The organism is Rickettsia monacensis (assembly GCF_000499665.2).
GTDB classification, from domain to species: domain Bacteria; phylum Pseudomonadota; class Alphaproteobacteria; order Rickettsiales; family Rickettsiaceae; genus Rickettsia; species Rickettsia tamurae.
The window spans coordinates 912,747-930,925 of record NZ_LN794217.1 but is presented as its reverse complement, the minus strand read 5'-3'; the positions used below and the strand labels follow the sequence as shown (position 1 = coordinate 930,925).

Here is an 18,179-nt window from a genome sequence, read left to right as displayed (position 1 = left end):
CTGAATTGACTATAACAAATTAATTCTCTTATATAATAATAAAACTAAATCTATAAGATTTTTTTATAAAATTTAATCTTTATTTTGCTGACATTGTCATAGCATCTCTAGAAGAAATTATATTATCTATTATTCCAAATTTTTTTGCTTCTTCCGGTGACATAAAATTATCACGTTCCATACTTTTTTCGATATGTTTTAACTCTTGTCTAGTATGTTTACTATACAATTCGTTAAGTAACCTTTTGATTTTTAGGGTTTCTTGAGCGTGGATTTCTATATCGGTAGCTTGTCCTTTATAACCTCCTGACGGTTGATGGATCATAATACGGCTATGAGGTAAACTATAACGCATTCCCTTCTCGCCTCCGCAAAGTAAAAGTGAACCCATAGAACAAGCTTGACCTATGCATAATGTAGCCACTTTAGGTTTTATATATTGCATTGTGTCATAAATCGCAAGACCTGCGGTTACAACTCCTCCGGGGGAATTGATATACATATATATATCTTTTTTAGGATTTTCTGCTTCAAGAAACAATAATTGTGCAACAATTAAGTTTGTCATATGATCTTCAACAGTACTACATACAAAGATTATACGTTCTTTTAGCAATCTTGAATATATATCATAAGCACGTTCACCGCGTGATGTTTGTTCAATTACTATCGGTACATACGACATTAATATTTTCTCCTGAAATTGATGAATTAAATAGCTTTTCGTCATTGCGAGAACCGATGTGGCAATCTCATGAAGTAGCATAGAACTCCTGAGATTGCTTCGTCGAAACTTACAGTTTCTCCTCGCAATGACTTATAGATTATTACTTCTTATCTTCTAAAGCATTAGCAAGTATATCTCCCATATTGGTAGTATTATCACTAGAACCATATTCTTTGAGAGCTTTTTGACGTTCTGCTATTTTATGAGCTTTTACCGATAATAAAATTCTACCGGTTGATTTCTCGATAGAAACAACTTTTGCTTCTATTTCTTCGTCTATTTTAAACATTTCAGGCTTCTGCTCGTCTTTTTCATCCGATAGTTCAGTTCTTTTAATAAAACCTGCTACTTTATTGTTTAATAATACTTCGAGTCCATCATCTTTAACTTCTGTTATAAGGGCTTTAACTATTGTGCCTTTTTTATATTCATCACTGATTTCTTGATATGGATTCGGCGACAATTGTTTTATACCTAAACTAACTTGTTCTTTTTCAATATTAATGGCTAGAACTTTGCATTCTATTTCGTCACCTTTTTTGTATGATTTTAATAGATCCGTTCCTTTATCTTCCCAGCTAATATCACTTTCATGAATCATGCCGCCCATATTATTACCGAGTGCAACAAAAATACTGAAATCCGTAATATTTATAATCGGTGCTTTAATTACAGTACCAACAGGATTATTTTCAGCGAACTTTATTAAAGGATTTTCTTGGCATTGTTTAATACTTAAAGAAACACGATGCTTTTCGGTATCAACCTCTAAAACTACGAATTCTACTTCCTGACCGATAGTTAGCGTTTTTCTAGGATTCTGATTAGATTTTAACCAACTAATTTCGCTTGAATGAACAAGCCCTTCTAGCCCGTCTTTTAACTCTATAAATACGCCGTAATCAGCAAAATTTGTAACTTTACCCGTCATTTTTTTGCCGACCGGGAACTCTTCTTTAATTGCTTCCCATGGGTTAGAATCAAGTTGTTTTATACCAAGTGATATTCTTTTGGTTTTTTCATCAAACTTAATAACCATTACTTTAACCTTTTGGTTAAATTCTAACATTTCTGAAGGATGGTTAACTCTTCCCCAAGAAATATCGGTTAAATGTAATAAACCGTCAACACTTCCAAGATCGATAAATGCACCGTAATCAGTAATGTTTTTTACAGTTCCTTCTAACACCATGCCTTCTTTAATTTTAGATAGCATCTCATCTCTAGCTTCAGAACGTGATTCTTCTAAGATAGCTCTTCTTGAAACTACTATATTACCAAGCTTTTTATCCATGCTTAAAATTTTAAACGGTTGCTTGATATTCATTATAGAAGTAGGATCTTTAATAGGTCTAACGTCAACTTGGCTTCCCGGTAAGAATGCTACTACACCGGATAAATCCACGGTAAAGCCTCCTTTCACACGACCGAAAATCGTACCGTCGACAAATTCGCCCTTGGAACACATGATTTCTAGTTGTCCCCATAATTCTTCTTTAACTGCTTTTTCACGGCTCAATATCGTTCTACCGTTACGTCCTTCAATTTTCTCGATGAAAACTTCAACTACGTCCCCAACTTCAGGTAAAGCTAAAAATTCAGACTTAGGTATTCTACCTTCATTTTTTAATCCAACGTCAACAATAATCATATCGTTTTTTATTTCGATTACTTGACCTTTAACTACCGTTTTTTCTTTTATATGACTTGTATCAACGGTTTCAAGCATTTTAGAAAAATCTTCTTCAAATTCGTGATTAATTGTTGCAAGTTGTGGAACAAATCGTTGTTTTAGTTTTATTGGCATATTTTTCTCGTAATATTAGCTAAAGTGCCCTAGGTTCTATGAACATTTCTAAAAAGATTTAATTTTGGTTATTTTTTGCTGCAAATTATAAGATTTTTTTGAAATGTGAATAACTATTCCGGCAAAAATCTTATTAATTTCGCTAAAAAATACCTCAAAATAGCAAATCAATTAGAAATGTTCATAGAACCTAAACTAATAAATTTTTTTAAAAGGTTAATAAAATTGAATAAAATAACCTAGCACTTTGAAAGTTGTATGAAGTTTGTTGCATGGACCAAAAAGTACTCAAAATGTCATACCGTGGCTTGACCACGGTATCCAAAAAAACAATTTAAAATACCAATTAGTATTTTAAGCTAGACCCCGTGGTCAAGCCACGGGGTGACAGATAAGTTTTTTGAGCCAGGCAACAAGACTGGTTACTTTCAAGTTATTTTATTCTTTATGTAATTTGTTACTTCTTCTACGACTTCCATTGCCGAAAGCTCTGAAGTATCGATAATTAAAGCATCTGAAGCTGGTAATAACGGTGCAGCTTTTCGCTCTTTATCTCTTTTATCTCGCAAAATTATTTGCCGTAAAATCTCATCGAGTATACATGTTTTTCCTTTTGCTTGCAACTGTTTATATCGTCTTTCAGCCCTAATTTGAGGATTTGCGGTTATAAAAATCTTTAAATCGGCGTCAGGTGCAACAACAGTGCTTATATCCCTACCCTCCATAATGATTCTAGGCGTTGTTTTTACTAGATTAATCAGGTATTTGTTTAAATTATTTCTAACTTCACTTATTACAGCAATTTGCGATGCTATATCTCCTATATTCTCATTCTCTAAGTCAAGGTTAGACATCTTCCCAAACTCTACTTCTAGAGGTAATTTATACGTCGAACCTAGACTCGCATCTGCGCGATCGCTTGTGTACGCTGCGGTGCTGCGTTCCGTGTCTCCTTTAAATTCCTCTCTATAAGCGACTTTGGAAAGATGTCTAGTATTATCGAGCTTTAATTCTTTAGATAAAGCAATTACTGCATCTATATCAGTGATATCTATTTTTTGACTAATACAGTCAAAAGCAAGCTGCCTATAAACAATACTTGACTGAAAATATTTAAGAGAAAATTTCTTTGCCAGTATTAAACCGATAGTCCCCTTACCTGAAGCAGCAGGACCATCAAGAGAAATAGTAAAATTTTGAGAAATATCAAAGGCTTTAGTTTTTAAATCCACCATAAAATTATAGACTAAATAATAAAATATTATAAATAATGGAAATAAAGCTTGAAATCTAGTACATTATGCAATAAATATAAAATTTAAAATTATAAGAGGCTATCTATAAAATAGTTTTAAAGCTAATTAAGTTCTTTTTTGCTACAAATTATAAGTTTTTTTGAAAAAGTAACTAGCTATTCTAGCAAAAAACTTATTAATTTTCGCTATAATAAGTTCTTTAATTATCAGTTAAAATTACTTTACAGATACCTCTAAGGGTGATTAGCTCAGTTGGTTAGAGCATTACGTTGACATCGTAAAGGTCAGGGGTTCGAGTCCCCTATCACCCACCACCATAAAGTCAAGCTTTTCATAATCTACTAATTTTACCTCCCTACTCCGTATGCTGCTTATATGCTCCTCGCGTTTTTAAAAATAGTACTATAATTGTCTTAAATACCTCTTTTAAACTGATGTTTAAGTCGAGGTCTTATGCACACTATATGCTCATCACATTTTACTTCTGATTGTACAACACATAATTTTGATGATCAAAATTCAATCATTTTCTATAATTTTGTTGGTAATTTTATCCCACCTGAATGGAGTAATCTGGTCTCGAGTAGTGGTAAAATATTAAGTAAAACCTCAAGACAGCTACTATCTCTAATAGTCTTCCGCTTACAAATCTACTATAACAACAGTATCGACGAACTTCAGGAAACCTATCATTTCTTTGAACAACACTTAGGAGTTTGTCAAGAACGTGTCAGACAGTGCCTAATTGAATTAGAAACGAGTGGCTTCATTAAGTTTTATAAAGCAACTATTATTAAATATGGTATTAAATGCCGCAATACTCCTTGTATTAAGCTGGCTAGAAATTTCCAGCCATTTTCTCAGAGAATCACTCCTGAAAATGAAAAAAATTTTACATCAACTCCAAAAAACTTTGGGGTGAAACCCAAAGAAATTTTGCCTCAACCCCAAAAAAGTTTGGATGAGACAATATATATAGATAATAATAAAAATATATCTAATAAATCTAGATCTAGCAAATCTACAATTTTTCAAAATAAAAAAAATGAATCTAATTACAATAACCAAACTCAGTTACAAGAACAAAAACCTGAAGCAAATTTACAATGCAATGTTATAAAATCAATCAATGATGAACAACAAGGTGATAATATCAGTTCATCTAGTGCTAATATCACAATAGGTGCTACACGGATTAATACTGTACTGCAAGCAGTTATTGATAACATTTCTAAAAAATATAATCCTACAGCATCAAGTAGCAATAATGCTGCAATTACTGCTATTAATCATAAAAGCTGGTTCAAAAGAAAGAAATTAGCAGATTTTTATCCATTAAGCCAAGAAGATGCTGATTTACTGCAAGTAAAATCAAATAGAGAATTTAACCTAGATTTTATCAACAAATTGCTCTTAAAGCTTGCAGGAGAATATTCCAATCACCATTTTGGCCATAAGAAAGTCCTACTGAACTATATGGCTAAAGCTTTAGCTCATGAGTTACGTGAAACTACTAAAGCTAATAATGCTACATTTCAGTTTAAATCTAGCGACTTAAACAACGCTAAAGAGCAATACCTAGATAAGATAGAAAGTAGCCTTGATACTAGCTTGCAAGCTCAGCTAAAACGTAAAATTGTTGGTAGTTTTGATCCTGATTCAGCTTATGAATTACTAAGCTCCTGCTTATTTATTGAGGTAGTAGGTAATAGCTATCAAATAAAACTGCTTAAAAATATTATGCTTTCAGAAAATGCACAAGATAAAATACTACAGCAAGTACAAATGATCTATGGCAGTAGTATTGGACAGTTGCAAATCATACAATTTACTGAGCTTGAAGCGAAGCAGAATAATACTGAAGATGAAAAACAAAATTATCTATTGCAGCTAAGCAAACAATTAAATCCTGATTCAGTATGGTATAAAGTGAGGAAATTTCTTATTGAACGTTATAACCAATATATTGATTTTCGAGTATTAAGTAAATTAGTAGTTGTAGAGGAAGATATCATCAATAAGAAAATAATCCTTAAATCAACAACGGCTTTTAATGATTATTATGTTAGGAATCATCATATGCAAGATCTAGAAGGAGCTTTTAAGACTCAAGATTATTGCTTTGAATTAATCAAGTTTGAATATAACTAAGCTATTGTGATAATTGATAATTTGTAATAACTACTTCATCAGATATTTTATTGTGCTCGGGCATAGAATATTTAACCTTAATAGTACTAATATTAAAATTTTTGTATAAGTTTCTAATAAAGGGAGTATTACTATTAGAAACCATTATTTTAACATTTTTATCATTGAGTTCTGTAGCAAAATCTTTAAGTCTCGTTTGCTCATTTTCATCAAAGGGTAATCTGGTATAAAACTTCTCACCTGATTTATGATAAGGAGGATCAAAATAAACAAAATCACCTTTTTGTGGTTCAATGAAAGAAAAATCCATAGCACAAATAAATGTGCCAGCTAAAAGCTGACTACACTGTTTTAATCTAAAGGCAAGATCAGATTTACTATAATTCCTACCAGAGAAAGTTTGAGCTGGTTTGCCATCAATATTAATTCGGTAAATACCTTTAAATGAATATCTATTAAGATAGATAAATCTTGCAGTAATCTTCGCTGGGTCATTACTGTCATTATTACTTCTAACTTGATAATAATGTTCTTTGGAGTGTTTTTCTTTATGGGAGTCTAATAGTTTACTAACCTTATCTGGATTCTTCTTAACCGCATTATAGGACGTCACTAGCTCTAATTAATATCAGATAAATAGCAATGTTTAAATTTATCTCTAACTTAAAAAATAAAGCCCCACCACCAAGGAATGGTTCATAGTAGTTATTCAGTGTTGATGGAAGAAACTTAATTAATTGATCGGCAATTTTTCTTTTACCACCAACCCATTGTAGGAATGGTTGTGCCTTGTTTGAGTTATTTACTGACATGAAATTATTATTAAAATATTTATACTAAATTATAGTATAAAATAGGTTTAAATGCCAGCAAAATGCTGTATTCAAAGGAACTCTTGAGGCTTGCTGTAGCATAATTAATGCTGATTTTGATTTATATGTAATGGATAAAGAGTTGAGCTAATAAACAATAGTAATTTAGCTGTGTCTCATTTGTGCAGCTGTTTGCCCAATTGTATAAAAATCTGTCAAAAAAGCTCTTAAATCCTCTGTACTTCACAGAATTGTGGTGATATCTGTCCTTGTTAAGAGCAGCCGTGGTGCAGTTCTAGTTCAGAGGTTAAACTAAAAACTACAAAATTTTATCTCTTTAACCTCTGAGCTGTTTTCTTAACTTTAACAGCAAGGCAATGCTATGACAATTAATAACCAAAATCAACCAAAAGATAATCATAATATTACTAAAACAAATTGGAATCTTCAATTATCTCCCATATCTGTCACATTAATACCATATCAGCAAGAAGAGAACATCATTAACTCGACGATCACAAATTATACTGATATAATTAAATATAAGTTAGAATTACAAGAAGCAAATAATAAATTGAAAGAATCTGAGTTATTTAAAAGAGATGTGGTTCAAAATATGGTACATGGATTAAAGATTCCATGTAATGGAATCTTTTCATTAGTAACAGCTCTTTATGAAATAGAAGATAATCCTGAAAAAAAGGATTATTTAGCTAGTGTGGTAAGTTGTGCTGAAGAATTACTGGATTATTATAACAATATACTTAGTTATCTACAGAATAATTCTGGATTACCTCCTATAGTTTTAAATAAGTTTGATCCAAAACAGTTGGTAAATAAGATTATTGATAAAGCGATGCCAATAGCTCAACGTAAGGGATTAAATTTATCTTGTAATTTTCAGTATGATTTAACAAATGCTATAATTAGTGATACTTATAGAATAGGAGCAATATTAGAACAGTTAATAGATAATTCTATTAACTTTACTAAAGCAGGAAAAGTTGTGGTAACAGTGAACATGTTTGGTATTAGTCCAGCCGTTTCAGAATCAGAACAACAAAACAGAGAAATGGTATTCCAATTTATGGTGCATGATAGTGGCATTGGTCTGTCTAAAGAAATCAGGAAACATCTTCATGAAAAGATTGATAAATTTGATGTTGCTATACAATATCATGGACTTGGATCAGGATTAAGTTTTGTAAAACGTCTAATTGGTGAGCTAAATGGAGAGATTGAAGTAACAAGTGAAAAAGGTAAAAGTACTACTATCGTCTGTAATATACCAATTAAGTTACCTCTTCTTGATGATCTGATTTATGATACATAATGTTGATATTGATAAGGTTTTGATGATTATGCATTAACTAATAATGATGATTTTCTTGATTATTACGATTTACTTGCTACACTTAAATAAAATTATAGTAGGGATTGATATATGGCAAGAAGTCAAGAAAATCATCAAAAAACTATAGATCCTATTATAGGAAAGTTAAAACCTAAAGGTATAGATCTTGAGCTAGACAAAATAAAAATTACAGATCTATTAAATTGCCGATATAGTAAAAGGTTATTAACGAAGATCATGCTATTTTTGCTTGTCGAGCATCAATCAAAAGCAGATCATTTCATGCCTTTTAGGCTATTTAAATATATGATTAATATTTGTGAGCGACATTTAATACAAAATCCTCAAGCTAAGACTTTACCATTAATATACCCGATGATATTTTATAATGGTCAGTAGAAATACAATGTTGCAAGGAATTTATGGGATTTATTTGCTAATAACAAATTAGCAAAAGAATTATGGATTAATGATTACCAGTTAGTGAATGTTCATGAAATACCAGATGAGGAGTTTAAACAAAGAATATGGTCAGGGATATTAGAATTTTTTCTCAAACATATACATGAGAGGGAATTATTAAAAAGATGGCAAGAAATATCAGATATATTACCGGAATTAACTAAAATAACGATAGGTTATGATTATCTAGAAATGATATTATATTATACTTTGACAAAGATAGAGCAAGCTGATAAAATAAAGCTAGAGAATTTATTAACAAAGTTGAATCCAGAAATAGGAACAAGGCTTATGAGAAGTTTAGCACAGCATTGGCAACAAGAAGGGAAAGAACTAGGTATTCTTGAAGGCTTACAAGTTGGTGAAGCTAAAGGTATCCAAATCGGTGAAGCTGAAGAAAGAGTTGAGATAGCAAAAAAAATGCTATCCCAAGGTTGTAATGTTTCTTTAATTTCTAGTGTAACAGGTCTTGATGAAGCTTTTATTAGTTCTTTAGAGTAAATATGTTTTTTGTAAAATTTACTCTATACAAATTCTGAAATAACAAAAAAGTTTTTTATGCACAGCTTACCTCTAAAACTTGTAATACTAAATTAGCGATTTAAATGGGCATTATAATAGAATTTTTCTTTATAAGGTATCCCCCTCCATCAAACAATTGAAATCTTTTAAAAATGCCATTAAAATGGTTTTATGTTTTTGGATTTAAATCAAGTTTGTAAATTCATTTGTAATTTAGTAATTGGGAAATTACCCAAAAGTTTTACATAATAGGTAAGATCTTCTAGATTCATAATTTCAGAAGGCATTACTAATAATTTTCTTCTTTCTAGGTGGTTCATATTCACTCCATCACGCATGGAGTTAGCTCCGTATGAGAGACTTTCTTGAGTTTCAATAATTTCTTGCTCACCAAGCATTAAAGCTGATTTATGTGCTATCTGCTGATCACTCACTCGAAAAATAAATTTGCTACCAAATAGATCAAGCATTGAAGCTGCTCCTGCATGACCATATATTTCCTCTAATTGATGAATATTCTGCATACCTGCAACAACGCAGCCACCATATTTCCTGCTTTCAGCTAAAGCTATAGGGAGTGAAGATATCTTTTGTAAAGCTGGCAGCTCATCAATCACAAACCACATATTACTATGAGTATTATTGATGTTCCTATTCATTAATGCTTTTATCGCTATGCTAATCCATGCAGCAATAAGTGGTCGTAGCATTCTCTTTGATTAGGAGTATTAGTTATAAATAACCAACCTTTGTCCGCAGTAAACCACTTTCTAATACTAAACCTACCATCAGGCTTTAAATGTTGCAGAGCTTCAATATTTTTACTAATAGTTGCTTGAATACCTGAAGAAGTCTCAGGTGCATTACTGCTAATTATACCAGCTACTGCACTATTCTTAAAGATCCTAACAAATTCTTTATTATTTGCATAAAGAATAGTATTTATTAGCTTTTTGATATCTTTACTATCATGATATAATCTTAATCCTTCAGCTAATACTAACTCAGCACTTTTAGCAAAAAAATCATCTAATTTTGGATTATAATTACTAAAACTACTGGCTATATCATTAAAATCCCAAATTGCATGACAATCATTCCACGGTAACCATGCTGAAGTATTCTCTTGCAAAGGATTAAGTATCTTATCACATTTGGGATCAAAAAATCTATCAGTAAAGCTACCTGTTAAATCAACAATAATTGCTCTACCACACTCTTTTCTAATCTGAGGTAATAACCAGGATAATGAGGAATATATATTTTATAACCGAGTTTTGTAAGAAGCTTAATTTGCTGTATCCAAACATGAAAAAGTGTATTTAAAGGTGTTTAAAGGTGGAAGCAGAATTATATTTTTATTAAATCCGGTTCCAAAGATAACCCATTCTATATTTTTATCTATAATGGTTTTATATTGGATATTTTTAAAGCTAAAATGAGATTCCGATGAATTATTTAAAAATGTCTTTGAGTTTTGCTCTTTTTTTAAATTAAAAATTTTAGATGATAGGTCCACAATATTTTTCGAATCAAAAATTATACTAGAATCATTTACATTATATTGAGTTTTAAAATTTTCTAAAATCTGTAAGGCAATTATTGAATCAACTCCAAGATCACTTAAAGTTTTATCTATTGGAATTTCTTCTATTTTGTAATCTAATTTTTCGGATATTATGTATAGAATCTTTCTTAGAATTTCATTAACTTCATCTCCTAAATTATCTAAAATAAAACTTACATTTTCCTGCTCATGTTTAATATCACTAAAACTTTGAACCCAAAATTCTTTTTGTTTATATTTATATTCTGGTAGACTTATTTTTTGTGCATTTGGTGAATAAATTGAGGAAATATTAAATTTTTTCCGCTCAATATTTCTGTAGCTAATTTTTCTAACATGTTTAAATATATATTTTTATCATTATCTAAGCTTTTCTTTGAAAGAAACTCTAGAACATTTTCTAAATCAATATAATGCTTTTCATATTGAATTAGCTCTCTATTATTTAGATAAGATTGTATTTTATTTTTCAGATCTACAATAGAATCAGCAATAAATAATATTTTCTCATCAAAGTGATTTTTTCTACAGTTCAAACTATAACTCAAGCTTTCAAGATCCAAATCAACATTACTATTCAAGAATTCAATATTATCTTTAAGAAGTTCATCTAATGACATATTATCCAGCGCAGTAAATAAAAATATAAAAGGTTTCCCTGAAATTTTGTGTAATACTTTGTTAGCTCTTTCTGGTTTACTTAACACTAAATGTGCATTAGTGCCGCTAAAACCAAAGGCACTGATTGCAGCAAATTTTTTATCTTTAGGCCATGAAGTTGTAGCTTATCTGTACAGTATATTCTTTCCCTTTAGAATTTATCCAAGTTTTCTCTTCATATCGATCGCAAGCTCTATGAGTTTTTACGTCACTCAAATGCATTTTATTGCCGAATTCAGTTTTACGCCTTTTTTCGATATGTTTAATTCTATTGGAGTAAGTATGGAATAAAAGTTACGTGTGCTATTAATTCTAAAAATATATACTAAATTACCCTGCTTACCAGCGGAAATCCTACATTTACATACCAATATTTGCTTAATGCAAGTTTCTTTTAATTGAGACGAATTTTATCTCCAAATGTAATGGTAATTTGTCCAAAGTCCAAATGATAAAATTATGGGAGAAATTTTTAACAGAGTTTAAACATATTATAATATTGGATAAAGAAAAAGGTTATATTTACCTTAGGTCATTCTTGTGGTATACTGACACAAAATTATCAGAATAAAAACAACCGGCATTAGTACAAGTATTTACTAAGCATTTATCATCTAAAGATAAGGATAACATTATGAAAACTATAGCAGAAAAATATATGGGAGAAGGTCTGATACGAGGAAGAAGAGAAGGTATTAAGATAGGAGAAGCTAGAGGAAAAGCCGAGGGCGAGTATAGTAAGGCGGTAATAATAGCAAAAAAATGTCCACTCAATTGTAAAAAGTAATTAATTGTGCAAGCACCACTTACACAAATCCTAAATATCCATATCCTCCCAAAGAAAAGCATATATTGTCATAATCACATATAATCTTTATAATAACATTCTTGAATCAACTACAAAATCTATGAAAGAATTTCCAAAAAATTATAATTTTACCGAAAATGAAAAAAAGTGGCAGCAAATTTGGCAAGAGCAACAAATTTATGCGTATGATCCAAATATTTCAAAAGAAGAAACATTTATAGTAGATACACCTCCTCCGACTGTTTCAGGACAACTACATATCGGGCATGTTTACAGCTATACGCAAACAGATTTTATTGTACGCTTCCAGCGTATGATCGGTAAAAATATCTTTTACCCTATGGGTTTTGACGATAATGGGCTACCGACCGAGAGACTTGTTGAAAAGCAGAAACAGATCAAAGCTTATAATATGGGAAGAGACGAGTTTATAAAAATTTGCGAAGAGGTAGTAGCAAGTGAAGAAGAAAAATTTAGAAGTCTATTTAACCAAATAGCTTTATCGGTTGATTGGAGTTTAGAGTATCAAACTATCAGTCCGTTATCACGAAAAATATCACAAATGTCTTTTCTTGATTTAGTACAAAAAGAGGAAGTTTATCGTGCTAATCAACCAATTTTATGGGATCCGGTAGATGGTACAGCTCTTGCCCAAGCTGATATTGAGGATAAGGAAAAAACCTCTTTCATGAATTATATTACGTTTAAAACCGAGCAAGGAGAACCGCTTACTATAGCAACTACAAGACCTGAATTATTACCGGCTTGCGTAGCCGTATTTTATCACCCTGACGATAGACGTTATAAGCATCTAGCAGGTAAATCAGCTATAACCCCGCTTTTTAATGAGAAAGTTCCACTGCTTGCTGATCCTTTAGTACAACAAGATAAAGGTACAGGGCTGGTAATGTGCTGTACGTTTGGCGATCAAACGGATATTACTTGGTGGAAGACACATAATCTACCTTTAAAAACAATTATCACTAAAAAAGGTACAATAGACTTCCAACATGAAACTTCTATAGACGGATTGAAAATTAAAGAAGCTCGAACAAAAATAATAGATATTTTAAAAGAACAAGAGTTGCTTATTAAACAAGAAGAAATAACGCATACCGTTAAATGTGCTGAGAGATCAGGTTCACCGCTTGAAATTTTAACCGTCCCGCAATGGTTCGTTAAAACGATATCACATAAAGAAGCATTACTTAACAGAGCAAACGAGTTAAACTGGCGTCCTAACAATATGAAAATTCGCTTAGAGAATTGGATTAATGCCATTAGCTGGGATTGGTGCATCAGTAGGCAACGTTATTTCGGTGTACCATTTCCTGTTTGGTACTCTAAAAGAGTCGGTGAGAAAGGCAAGATTTTATATGCCGATATTTCACAGCTACCTGTCGATCCGTTAAAAGATTTACCTATAGGTTATAGTAAGGAAGAAGTAGAACCTGATTTGGACGTTATGGATACTTGGGCAACAAGTTCCGTTTCGCCTCAACTTTCTACTAATGGCATTTCTGATGATTTCGCTGTTAATAAAGATAGACACGATAAATTATTTCCGATGGATTTAAGACCTCAAGCACACGAAATTATCAGAACTTGGGCATTTTATACTATCTTAAAAGCTCATTTACACCAAAATACTCTACCGTGGAAAAACATCATGGTAAGCGGTTGGTGTTTAGCTGAAGATCGAAGTAAAATGTCAAAATCTAAAGACAATGTTTTAGTTCCTGAAAAACTGCTAGAACAATATGGTTCCGACGTAATACGTTATTGGTCAGCAAATTCAAAGCTGGGTGCTGATACCGCCTATTCTGAAGACGTTATGAAAAACGGCAAAAGGCTTGTTAACAAGCTATGGAATGCTGCTAAATTTGTTTCTATACATTTTGATAAACTGAAAGGTGAAGATAAAAAAACAAAGCTTTTAGATATTAAAGAAAAAATCACTAACGAATTTGATCAGTGGATGATTAATAAACTAGTGGAATTAGTTAATACGGCAAAAAATGAGTTACAAAACTATGAATATGCAAATGCTATGCATCTGACGGAAAAGTTTTTTTGGGCGGTATTTTGTGATAATTATTTAGAAATAAGCAAAACAAGAAGCTATGACGAGAAAAACAAAAATCCACAAGGACAATATAGTAGCATATTAACTTTATATCATGTTATGCAAACGTTATTAAAACTATTTGCACCTTTCATGCCTTATATTACCGAAGAATTATACCAAATAATATATAGTGAAAATTCTATTCACGTTAAAGGTAACTGGGTTCATTACGGTGACTTAAATTATAAAATCGATGCAAAAGGAGCAGAAGGGCTGATTGAAATACTAGATATCGTCAGAAAATTCAAAGCTGAGAAGAATCTATCTATAAAAGCTCCAATAAAATTGCTTGAAGTTAGCGGCATAGTATTATCTGCAGAATTAGCAGAAGATTTAAAAAACGTCACATCGGCAGAAGAAATACAATTTGAGATGAAAGATGATAAAATTAAAGTCAATGTTATTCTTTAAAAATATTACAGGTTTAATATTACTTATATTTGCCGGTATATTTTTTTATGCTTATATATCAGAACATGACTGGCGATATGTAACCTTAAGTGATGAACAAGTAAAAAAATACAGGATTAGCGAGAAAAAAGCTATTGCCCTTTATCAGTTAATGAAAGACACTCATGAGCTACTTGGTAAGAATAATATTAATTATTGGATAGAAGGCGGCACTCTACTTGGAGCCGTTAGACATCAAGGCATAATTCCTTTTGACGATGATTTAGATATCGGTATTATGCATGAAGACGAAATACGCCTACAACAAATATTACCGCAATTTGAACAATTAGGTTATACTGTTTCCTATGAGAGAGCTTATAATATATGCAAAAAAGCTTGTTTAGATATTTTCATTGTTCATAAAGAACAAAACAAATTTATATATACTAATTTAGCGGCACGAGATAAGTATCCAAAGAGTTCATTTTATGATAATGAATTATATCCTTTAAAAAAATATAAATTCGGTAGTATAGAGGTTTACGGTCCCGCTGATCCTATAGGAAATCTAAATAGGCAATATCCGGAATGGGATAAGTATGCAGTGATAGAGCATTCCCATAGCTTACATTTACCTTTTTTATCGAATATCGAGAAAAAAACCAAATTTATATTAACGCCGGAATTGTTAAAACCGGCTCAGCCACTCGGACCGCTAGAAGATAAAGTGAATATAACCAATTCAGCTACATTTATTGGTATGTGAGGATACAGCTTATAATTAAATGTCGAATTGGTAATGACAATTTCTTTATATGTTTAAACAGATTACCTTTTTTGCAAAAATTCATATTAAATAAGTTGAGATAAGAAAGTAATAGCCAGTACTATCCATAAACCCGATTTATCAAAGCAAGAGGTAGAAATAGCTTGTTCATTTTGAATTACTTAAAAACTAAACTTAGGTTTAAGTAATTCATGGAAATATTTTAAGATTGAAGAAACAGCTAGGTCACTTACTTTTGCTTCCATTAAAATCCAAGATTGGTTATCTTTTGTGTGTATCACGAAGATAGTATAAACCAAAATCACTAAGCCCTGTTTCGTTCCCAAAATATACGGCTTTTAAAAGGTGAGAAGCTACAAGATTTTCAAACCTCGCTCCTATATCTTTTATTTGTGACCAATCCCAAAGGTAATATTTAGGCTCTTTTTATTAACGCGAGTTTCATATTAATCAAGGCGTTGTATAGCTGATAATCACTGTGTTACGAGTGTATTAATAATAGTGTTTTTGTTATTTGGACTTTGGACAAATTAGCATTATATTTGGAGATAAAATTCGTCCCAATTAAAAGAAACTTGCATTAAGCAAATATTGGTATGTAGTTGATATTTTAATTAATACAACTATGACGATATGCAAGAGCTACATACTGGGATTCAACAGTTTAGGAGTGAGTTATATCATCTTTTTCCAAAACGTTTGGATGCAATTATGAATTTACTAGATGCGTTAACTAGTCATGGACATCGGTGTAGAAGCATTATACAATTAAGCGACGTCAATTGTTTTGATAGACAGTATAGTATAGCTAGACCATAGTAAGTAGGTACATACTATGCTAATATATATGTTATAAATAATAAAATAAATTATGGCAAGCAGTTACAGTTACGATTTAAGAATGAAACTATTCAAAGCTCTAGATGATGGGCTCTCAATTGTTAAAGCATGTAAAATATTCAATATAGGTCGTAACACTATATATAGATGGAAAACTCTTAAATGGGAAACAGGAAAAAGCAAAACCTTATGGTCCAGCAAAGGGTTATAATGCAAAAATAAATCTCAAAGAATTTGAAGAATTAATTATCTAATAATCATGATAAAACAGCTAAAGAATTAAGTATTATACTAGGTAATAGATTACAAAGAACTAGAATAAATTACTATAGAAAACTACTAGGCTACACTTATAAAAAAAAGTCATCTTCATCCCAAAAGGGATATTGGTTTAAGGAATGAATTTATAGAAAAGATACAGCAAATTTCTAAAGAAACTCTAGTATTCATTGATGAGTCAGGAATAGAAGATAATGTTTGTAGAGAATATGGATGGAGTATAAAAGGTACTAGATGTTATGGAAACAAAGTGTATCAACATAAATCCAGGATCAGTATGATAGCGGGGCTTCGTAATAATCAAATTATAGCGCCAGTAATATTTGAAGGAAATTGTAATAAAGAAATATTTACAACCTATGTAGAGACTATATTAACTAAAGAATTACATCCTGGACAAACAGTAATTATGGATAATATCAACTTCCATAAGAATAATATAATAAGAGAATTAATCGAGTCGGTTGGGTGCAGAATTTTATTCTTACCTACATATAGCCCAGACTTAAATCCTATAGAACATTATTGGTTTAAGATTAAGAACGAAATAAGAAAAGTTACGGGGCAATTCAAAGATATCAGTATGGCTGTAGAACACGTACTAAAGTTTATTTAACTGTACCTTTTCCTATGGTCTAGCTATACTCCAGAGTTAGGTTGTTGTAATCCAGAATAAATAATATTAATAAACTTTATTCCTAAATTTAATAGATTATTCACTAATTTTTCTAAACTATTACTAAAACTTGAATTTTTATTTAGGGAATCAATTATCGATACACCATTAGTATTTTTGACAAAAACTATAGCATGATTACCATCTTGATAATTTTTATACCTAAAATTTTTAAATAATTTGTATTGTTAAATAACAGTTGCATTCTATTATCATCAATATCAACTACTGTTTGATTAATATCTTGATTAATCATATGTATATTATGCCTAATTGATTCTAAATCTAACCCCATTGCTTCTACATAATCTATTCCTTTATAGACATCTTCTTTCAAACTTGTCTGAATTCGTTTAATAAAATCTTGTACGTTTTCTAGCCCGCTATGCTTATTGCAATATTGAATGATTGAATTTAATTTTAATGCTTTTATAAAGCCTAGGTTTATTTTGATGTAATGATTATAATACTGTTCTATTGTTTTACCCATGATTTGAGTTCCACTATTCTCCTTTAAATAAGTAGAAAATTCATTATAACAATCATAATTACTTGCCCCCTTCCGAACAAAGCCAGTTATATCAGCTTTTTCCAAAACGTTCGGATGCAATTATGAATTTACTAGATGCGTTAACTAGTAATGGACATCGGTGTAGGAGCATTATACAATTAAGCAACGTCAATTGTTTTGATAGACAGTATAGTAACCCCGATTATGGATAAGGAATAGAGAGGAAGGAAGGTTACAAGAGTTATTAAACCTTATATAAATAGGGCACTGAAGGAGTAAAATAAAGGTTTAATAACATGTGTAAATATACTACAATATTTTGTATAGTAGATAAATTTTGTAAAATTTATGAGAAATGGGTAAAACATCAATTGCTGAAAAGTAATAAGCAAAGATTTAGAGAAGGTAAGCTTTCCTTAAGTGAAGAACTCTCAATAAT

Annotated in this window: 10 protein-coding genes, 1 tRNA gene and 5 pseudogenes; 8 read left to right on the top strand and 8 right to left on the bottom strand. The window is 31.0% G+C overall.

Going from position 1 to position 18,179, the window contains the following annotated elements; genetic code table 11:
* Positions 1-79: 79 nt before the first annotated feature.
* From clpP to RMONA_RS04870, 3 genes are all read right to left on the bottom strand, one after another.
* Positions 80-685: an ATP-dependent Clp endopeptidase proteolytic subunit ClpP gene (gene clpP / locus RMONA_RS04880; RefSeq protein ID WP_037231890.1), complete on the bottom strand. Its 606-nt coding sequence runs from the start codon at positions 683-685 to the stop codon at positions 80-82.
* Between the two features lie 142 nt (positions 686-827).
* Complete coding sequence (locus tag RMONA_RS04875; RefSeq protein WP_023508326.1) at positions 828-2,534, bottom strand: 30S ribosomal protein S1; 1,707 nt, start codon at positions 2,532-2,534, stop codon at positions 828-830.
* A 428-nt stretch (positions 2,535-2,962) separates the two neighbouring features.
* Complete coding sequence (locus RMONA_RS04870; RefSeq protein ID WP_023508327.1) at positions 2,963-3,769, bottom strand: (d)CMP kinase; 807 nt, start codon at positions 3,767-3,769, stop codon at positions 2,963-2,965.
* Between the two features lie 258 nt (positions 3,770-4,027).
* Between RMONA_RS04870 and RMONA_RS04865 the strand changes: the two genes are divergently transcribed.
* Together RMONA_RS04865 and RMONA_RS04860 are read left to right on the top strand one after the other, a co-directional pair.
* Positions 4,028-4,104: transfer RNA gene (locus tag RMONA_RS04865), tRNA-Val, on the top strand.
* Between the two features lie 139 nt (positions 4,105-4,243).
* Positions 4,244-5,941: a hypothetical protein gene (locus RMONA_RS04860; RefSeq protein ID WP_023508328.1), complete on the top strand. Its 1,698-nt coding sequence runs from the start codon at positions 4,244-4,246 to the stop codon at positions 5,939-5,941.
* 1 nt (position 5,942) lies between these two features.
* On the opposite strand, the pseudogene RMONA_RS04855 reads toward RMONA_RS04860, so the two are convergent.
* Positions 5,943-6,753, bottom strand: a pseudogene (locus tag RMONA_RS04855) (DNA adenine methylase).
* A 382-nt stretch (positions 6,754-7,135) separates the two neighbouring features.
* On the opposite strand from RMONA_RS04855, the gene RMONA_RS04850 reads away from it, so the two are divergent.
* Entirely contained in the window at positions 7,136-8,086 is a 951-nt protein-coding gene (locus RMONA_RS04850; RefSeq protein ID WP_023508329.1) for a sensor histidine kinase, read from the top strand.
* Between the two features lie 111 nt (positions 8,087-8,197).
* Positions 8,198-9,070, top strand: a pseudogene (locus RMONA_RS09670) (Rpn family recombination-promoting nuclease/putative transposase).
* A gap of 209 nt (positions 9,071-9,279) precedes the next feature.
* Here RMONA_RS09670 and RMONA_RS04840 read toward each other — a convergent pair.
* The 3 genes and pseudogenes from RMONA_RS04840 to RMONA_RS04830 form a co-directional block, all read right to left on the bottom strand.
* Positions 9,280-10,340 (bottom strand): annotated as a pseudogene (locus RMONA_RS04840) (type IV secretion system DNA-binding domain-containing protein); the annotation flags it as partial.
* A gap of 39 nt (positions 10,341-10,379) precedes the next feature.
* Complete coding sequence (locus tag RMONA_RS11480; protein WP_410526358.1) at positions 10,380-10,730, bottom strand: acyl carrier protein; 351 nt, start codon at positions 10,728-10,730, stop codon at positions 10,380-10,382.
* A gap of 182 nt (positions 10,731-10,912) precedes the next feature.
* A pseudogene (locus RMONA_RS04830) lies at positions 10,913-11,428 on the bottom strand (CurL C-terminal domain-containing protein); the annotation flags it as partial.
* Between the two features lie 524 nt (positions 11,429-11,952).
* On the opposite strand from RMONA_RS04830, the gene RMONA_RS11230 reads away from it, so the two are divergent.
* From RMONA_RS11230 to RMONA_RS08480, 4 genes and pseudogenes are all read left to right on the top strand, one after another.
* Positions 11,953-12,105 carry a hypothetical protein gene (locus RMONA_RS11230; RefSeq protein WP_023507065.1) on the top strand — a complete coding sequence of 51 codons (153 nt, stop codon included), beginning with the start codon at positions 11,953-11,955 and terminating at the stop codon, positions 12,103-12,105.
* A gap of 121 nt (positions 12,106-12,226) precedes the next feature.
* The gene (locus RMONA_RS04820) at positions 12,227-14,665 is read left to right on the top strand and encodes a valine--tRNA ligase (RefSeq protein WP_023507066.1); all 2,439 of its coding nucleotides are present in this window, start codon (positions 12,227-12,229) and stop codon (positions 14,663-14,665) included.
* The gene (locus RMONA_RS04815; RefSeq protein ID WP_023507907.1) at positions 14,634-15,413 is read left to right on the top strand and encodes a LicD family protein; all 780 of its coding nucleotides are present in this window, start codon (positions 14,634-14,636) and stop codon (positions 15,411-15,413) included. Before RMONA_RS04820 ends, RMONA_RS04815 begins: the two co-directional genes overlap by 32 nt.
* A gap of 892 nt (positions 15,414-16,305) precedes the next feature.
* Positions 16,306-17,169: pseudogene (locus RMONA_RS08480) on the top strand (IS630 family transposase).
* A 187-nt stretch (positions 17,170-17,356) separates the two neighbouring features.
* On the opposite strand, the gene RMONA_RS04800 reads toward RMONA_RS08480, so the two are convergent.
* Complete coding sequence (locus RMONA_RS04800; RefSeq protein WP_157699831.1) at positions 17,357-17,824, bottom strand: hypothetical protein; 468 nt, start codon at positions 17,822-17,824, stop codon at positions 17,357-17,359.
* Between the last annotated feature and the right edge of the window lie 355 nt (positions 17,825-18,179).

Bases quoted from the DNA above. Each gene is read 5' to 3' on its own strand.
- RMONA_RS04820 (WP_023507066.1), top strand. From the start codon at position 12,227: ATGAAAGAATTTCCAAAAAATTATAATTTTACCGAAAATGAAAAAAAG.
- RMONA_RS04860 (WP_023508328.1), top strand. From the start codon at position 4,244: ATGCACACTATATGCTCATCACATTTTACTTCTGATTGTACAACACAT.
- RMONA_RS04875 (WP_023508326.1), bottom strand. From the start codon at position 2,534: ATGCCAATAAAACTAAAACAACGATTTGTTCCACAACTTGCAACAATT.
- RMONA_RS04870 (WP_023508327.1), bottom strand. From the start codon at position 3,769: ATGGTGGATTTAAAAACTAAAGCCTTTGATATTTCTCAAAATTTTACT.
- RMONA_RS04815 (WP_023507907.1), top strand. From the start codon at position 14,634: ATGATAAAATTAAAGTCAATGTTATTCTTTAAAAATATTACAGGTTTA.
- RMONA_RS11230 (WP_023507065.1), top strand. From the start codon at position 11,953: ATGAAAACTATAGCAGAAAAATATATGGGAGAAGGTCTGATACGAGGA.
- RMONA_RS04850 (WP_023508329.1), top strand. From the start codon at position 7,136: ATGACAATTAATAACCAAAATCAACCAAAAGATAATCATAATATTACT.
- clpP (WP_037231890.1), bottom strand. From the start codon at position 685: ATGTCGTATGTACCGATAGTAATTGAACAAACATCACGCGGTGAACGT.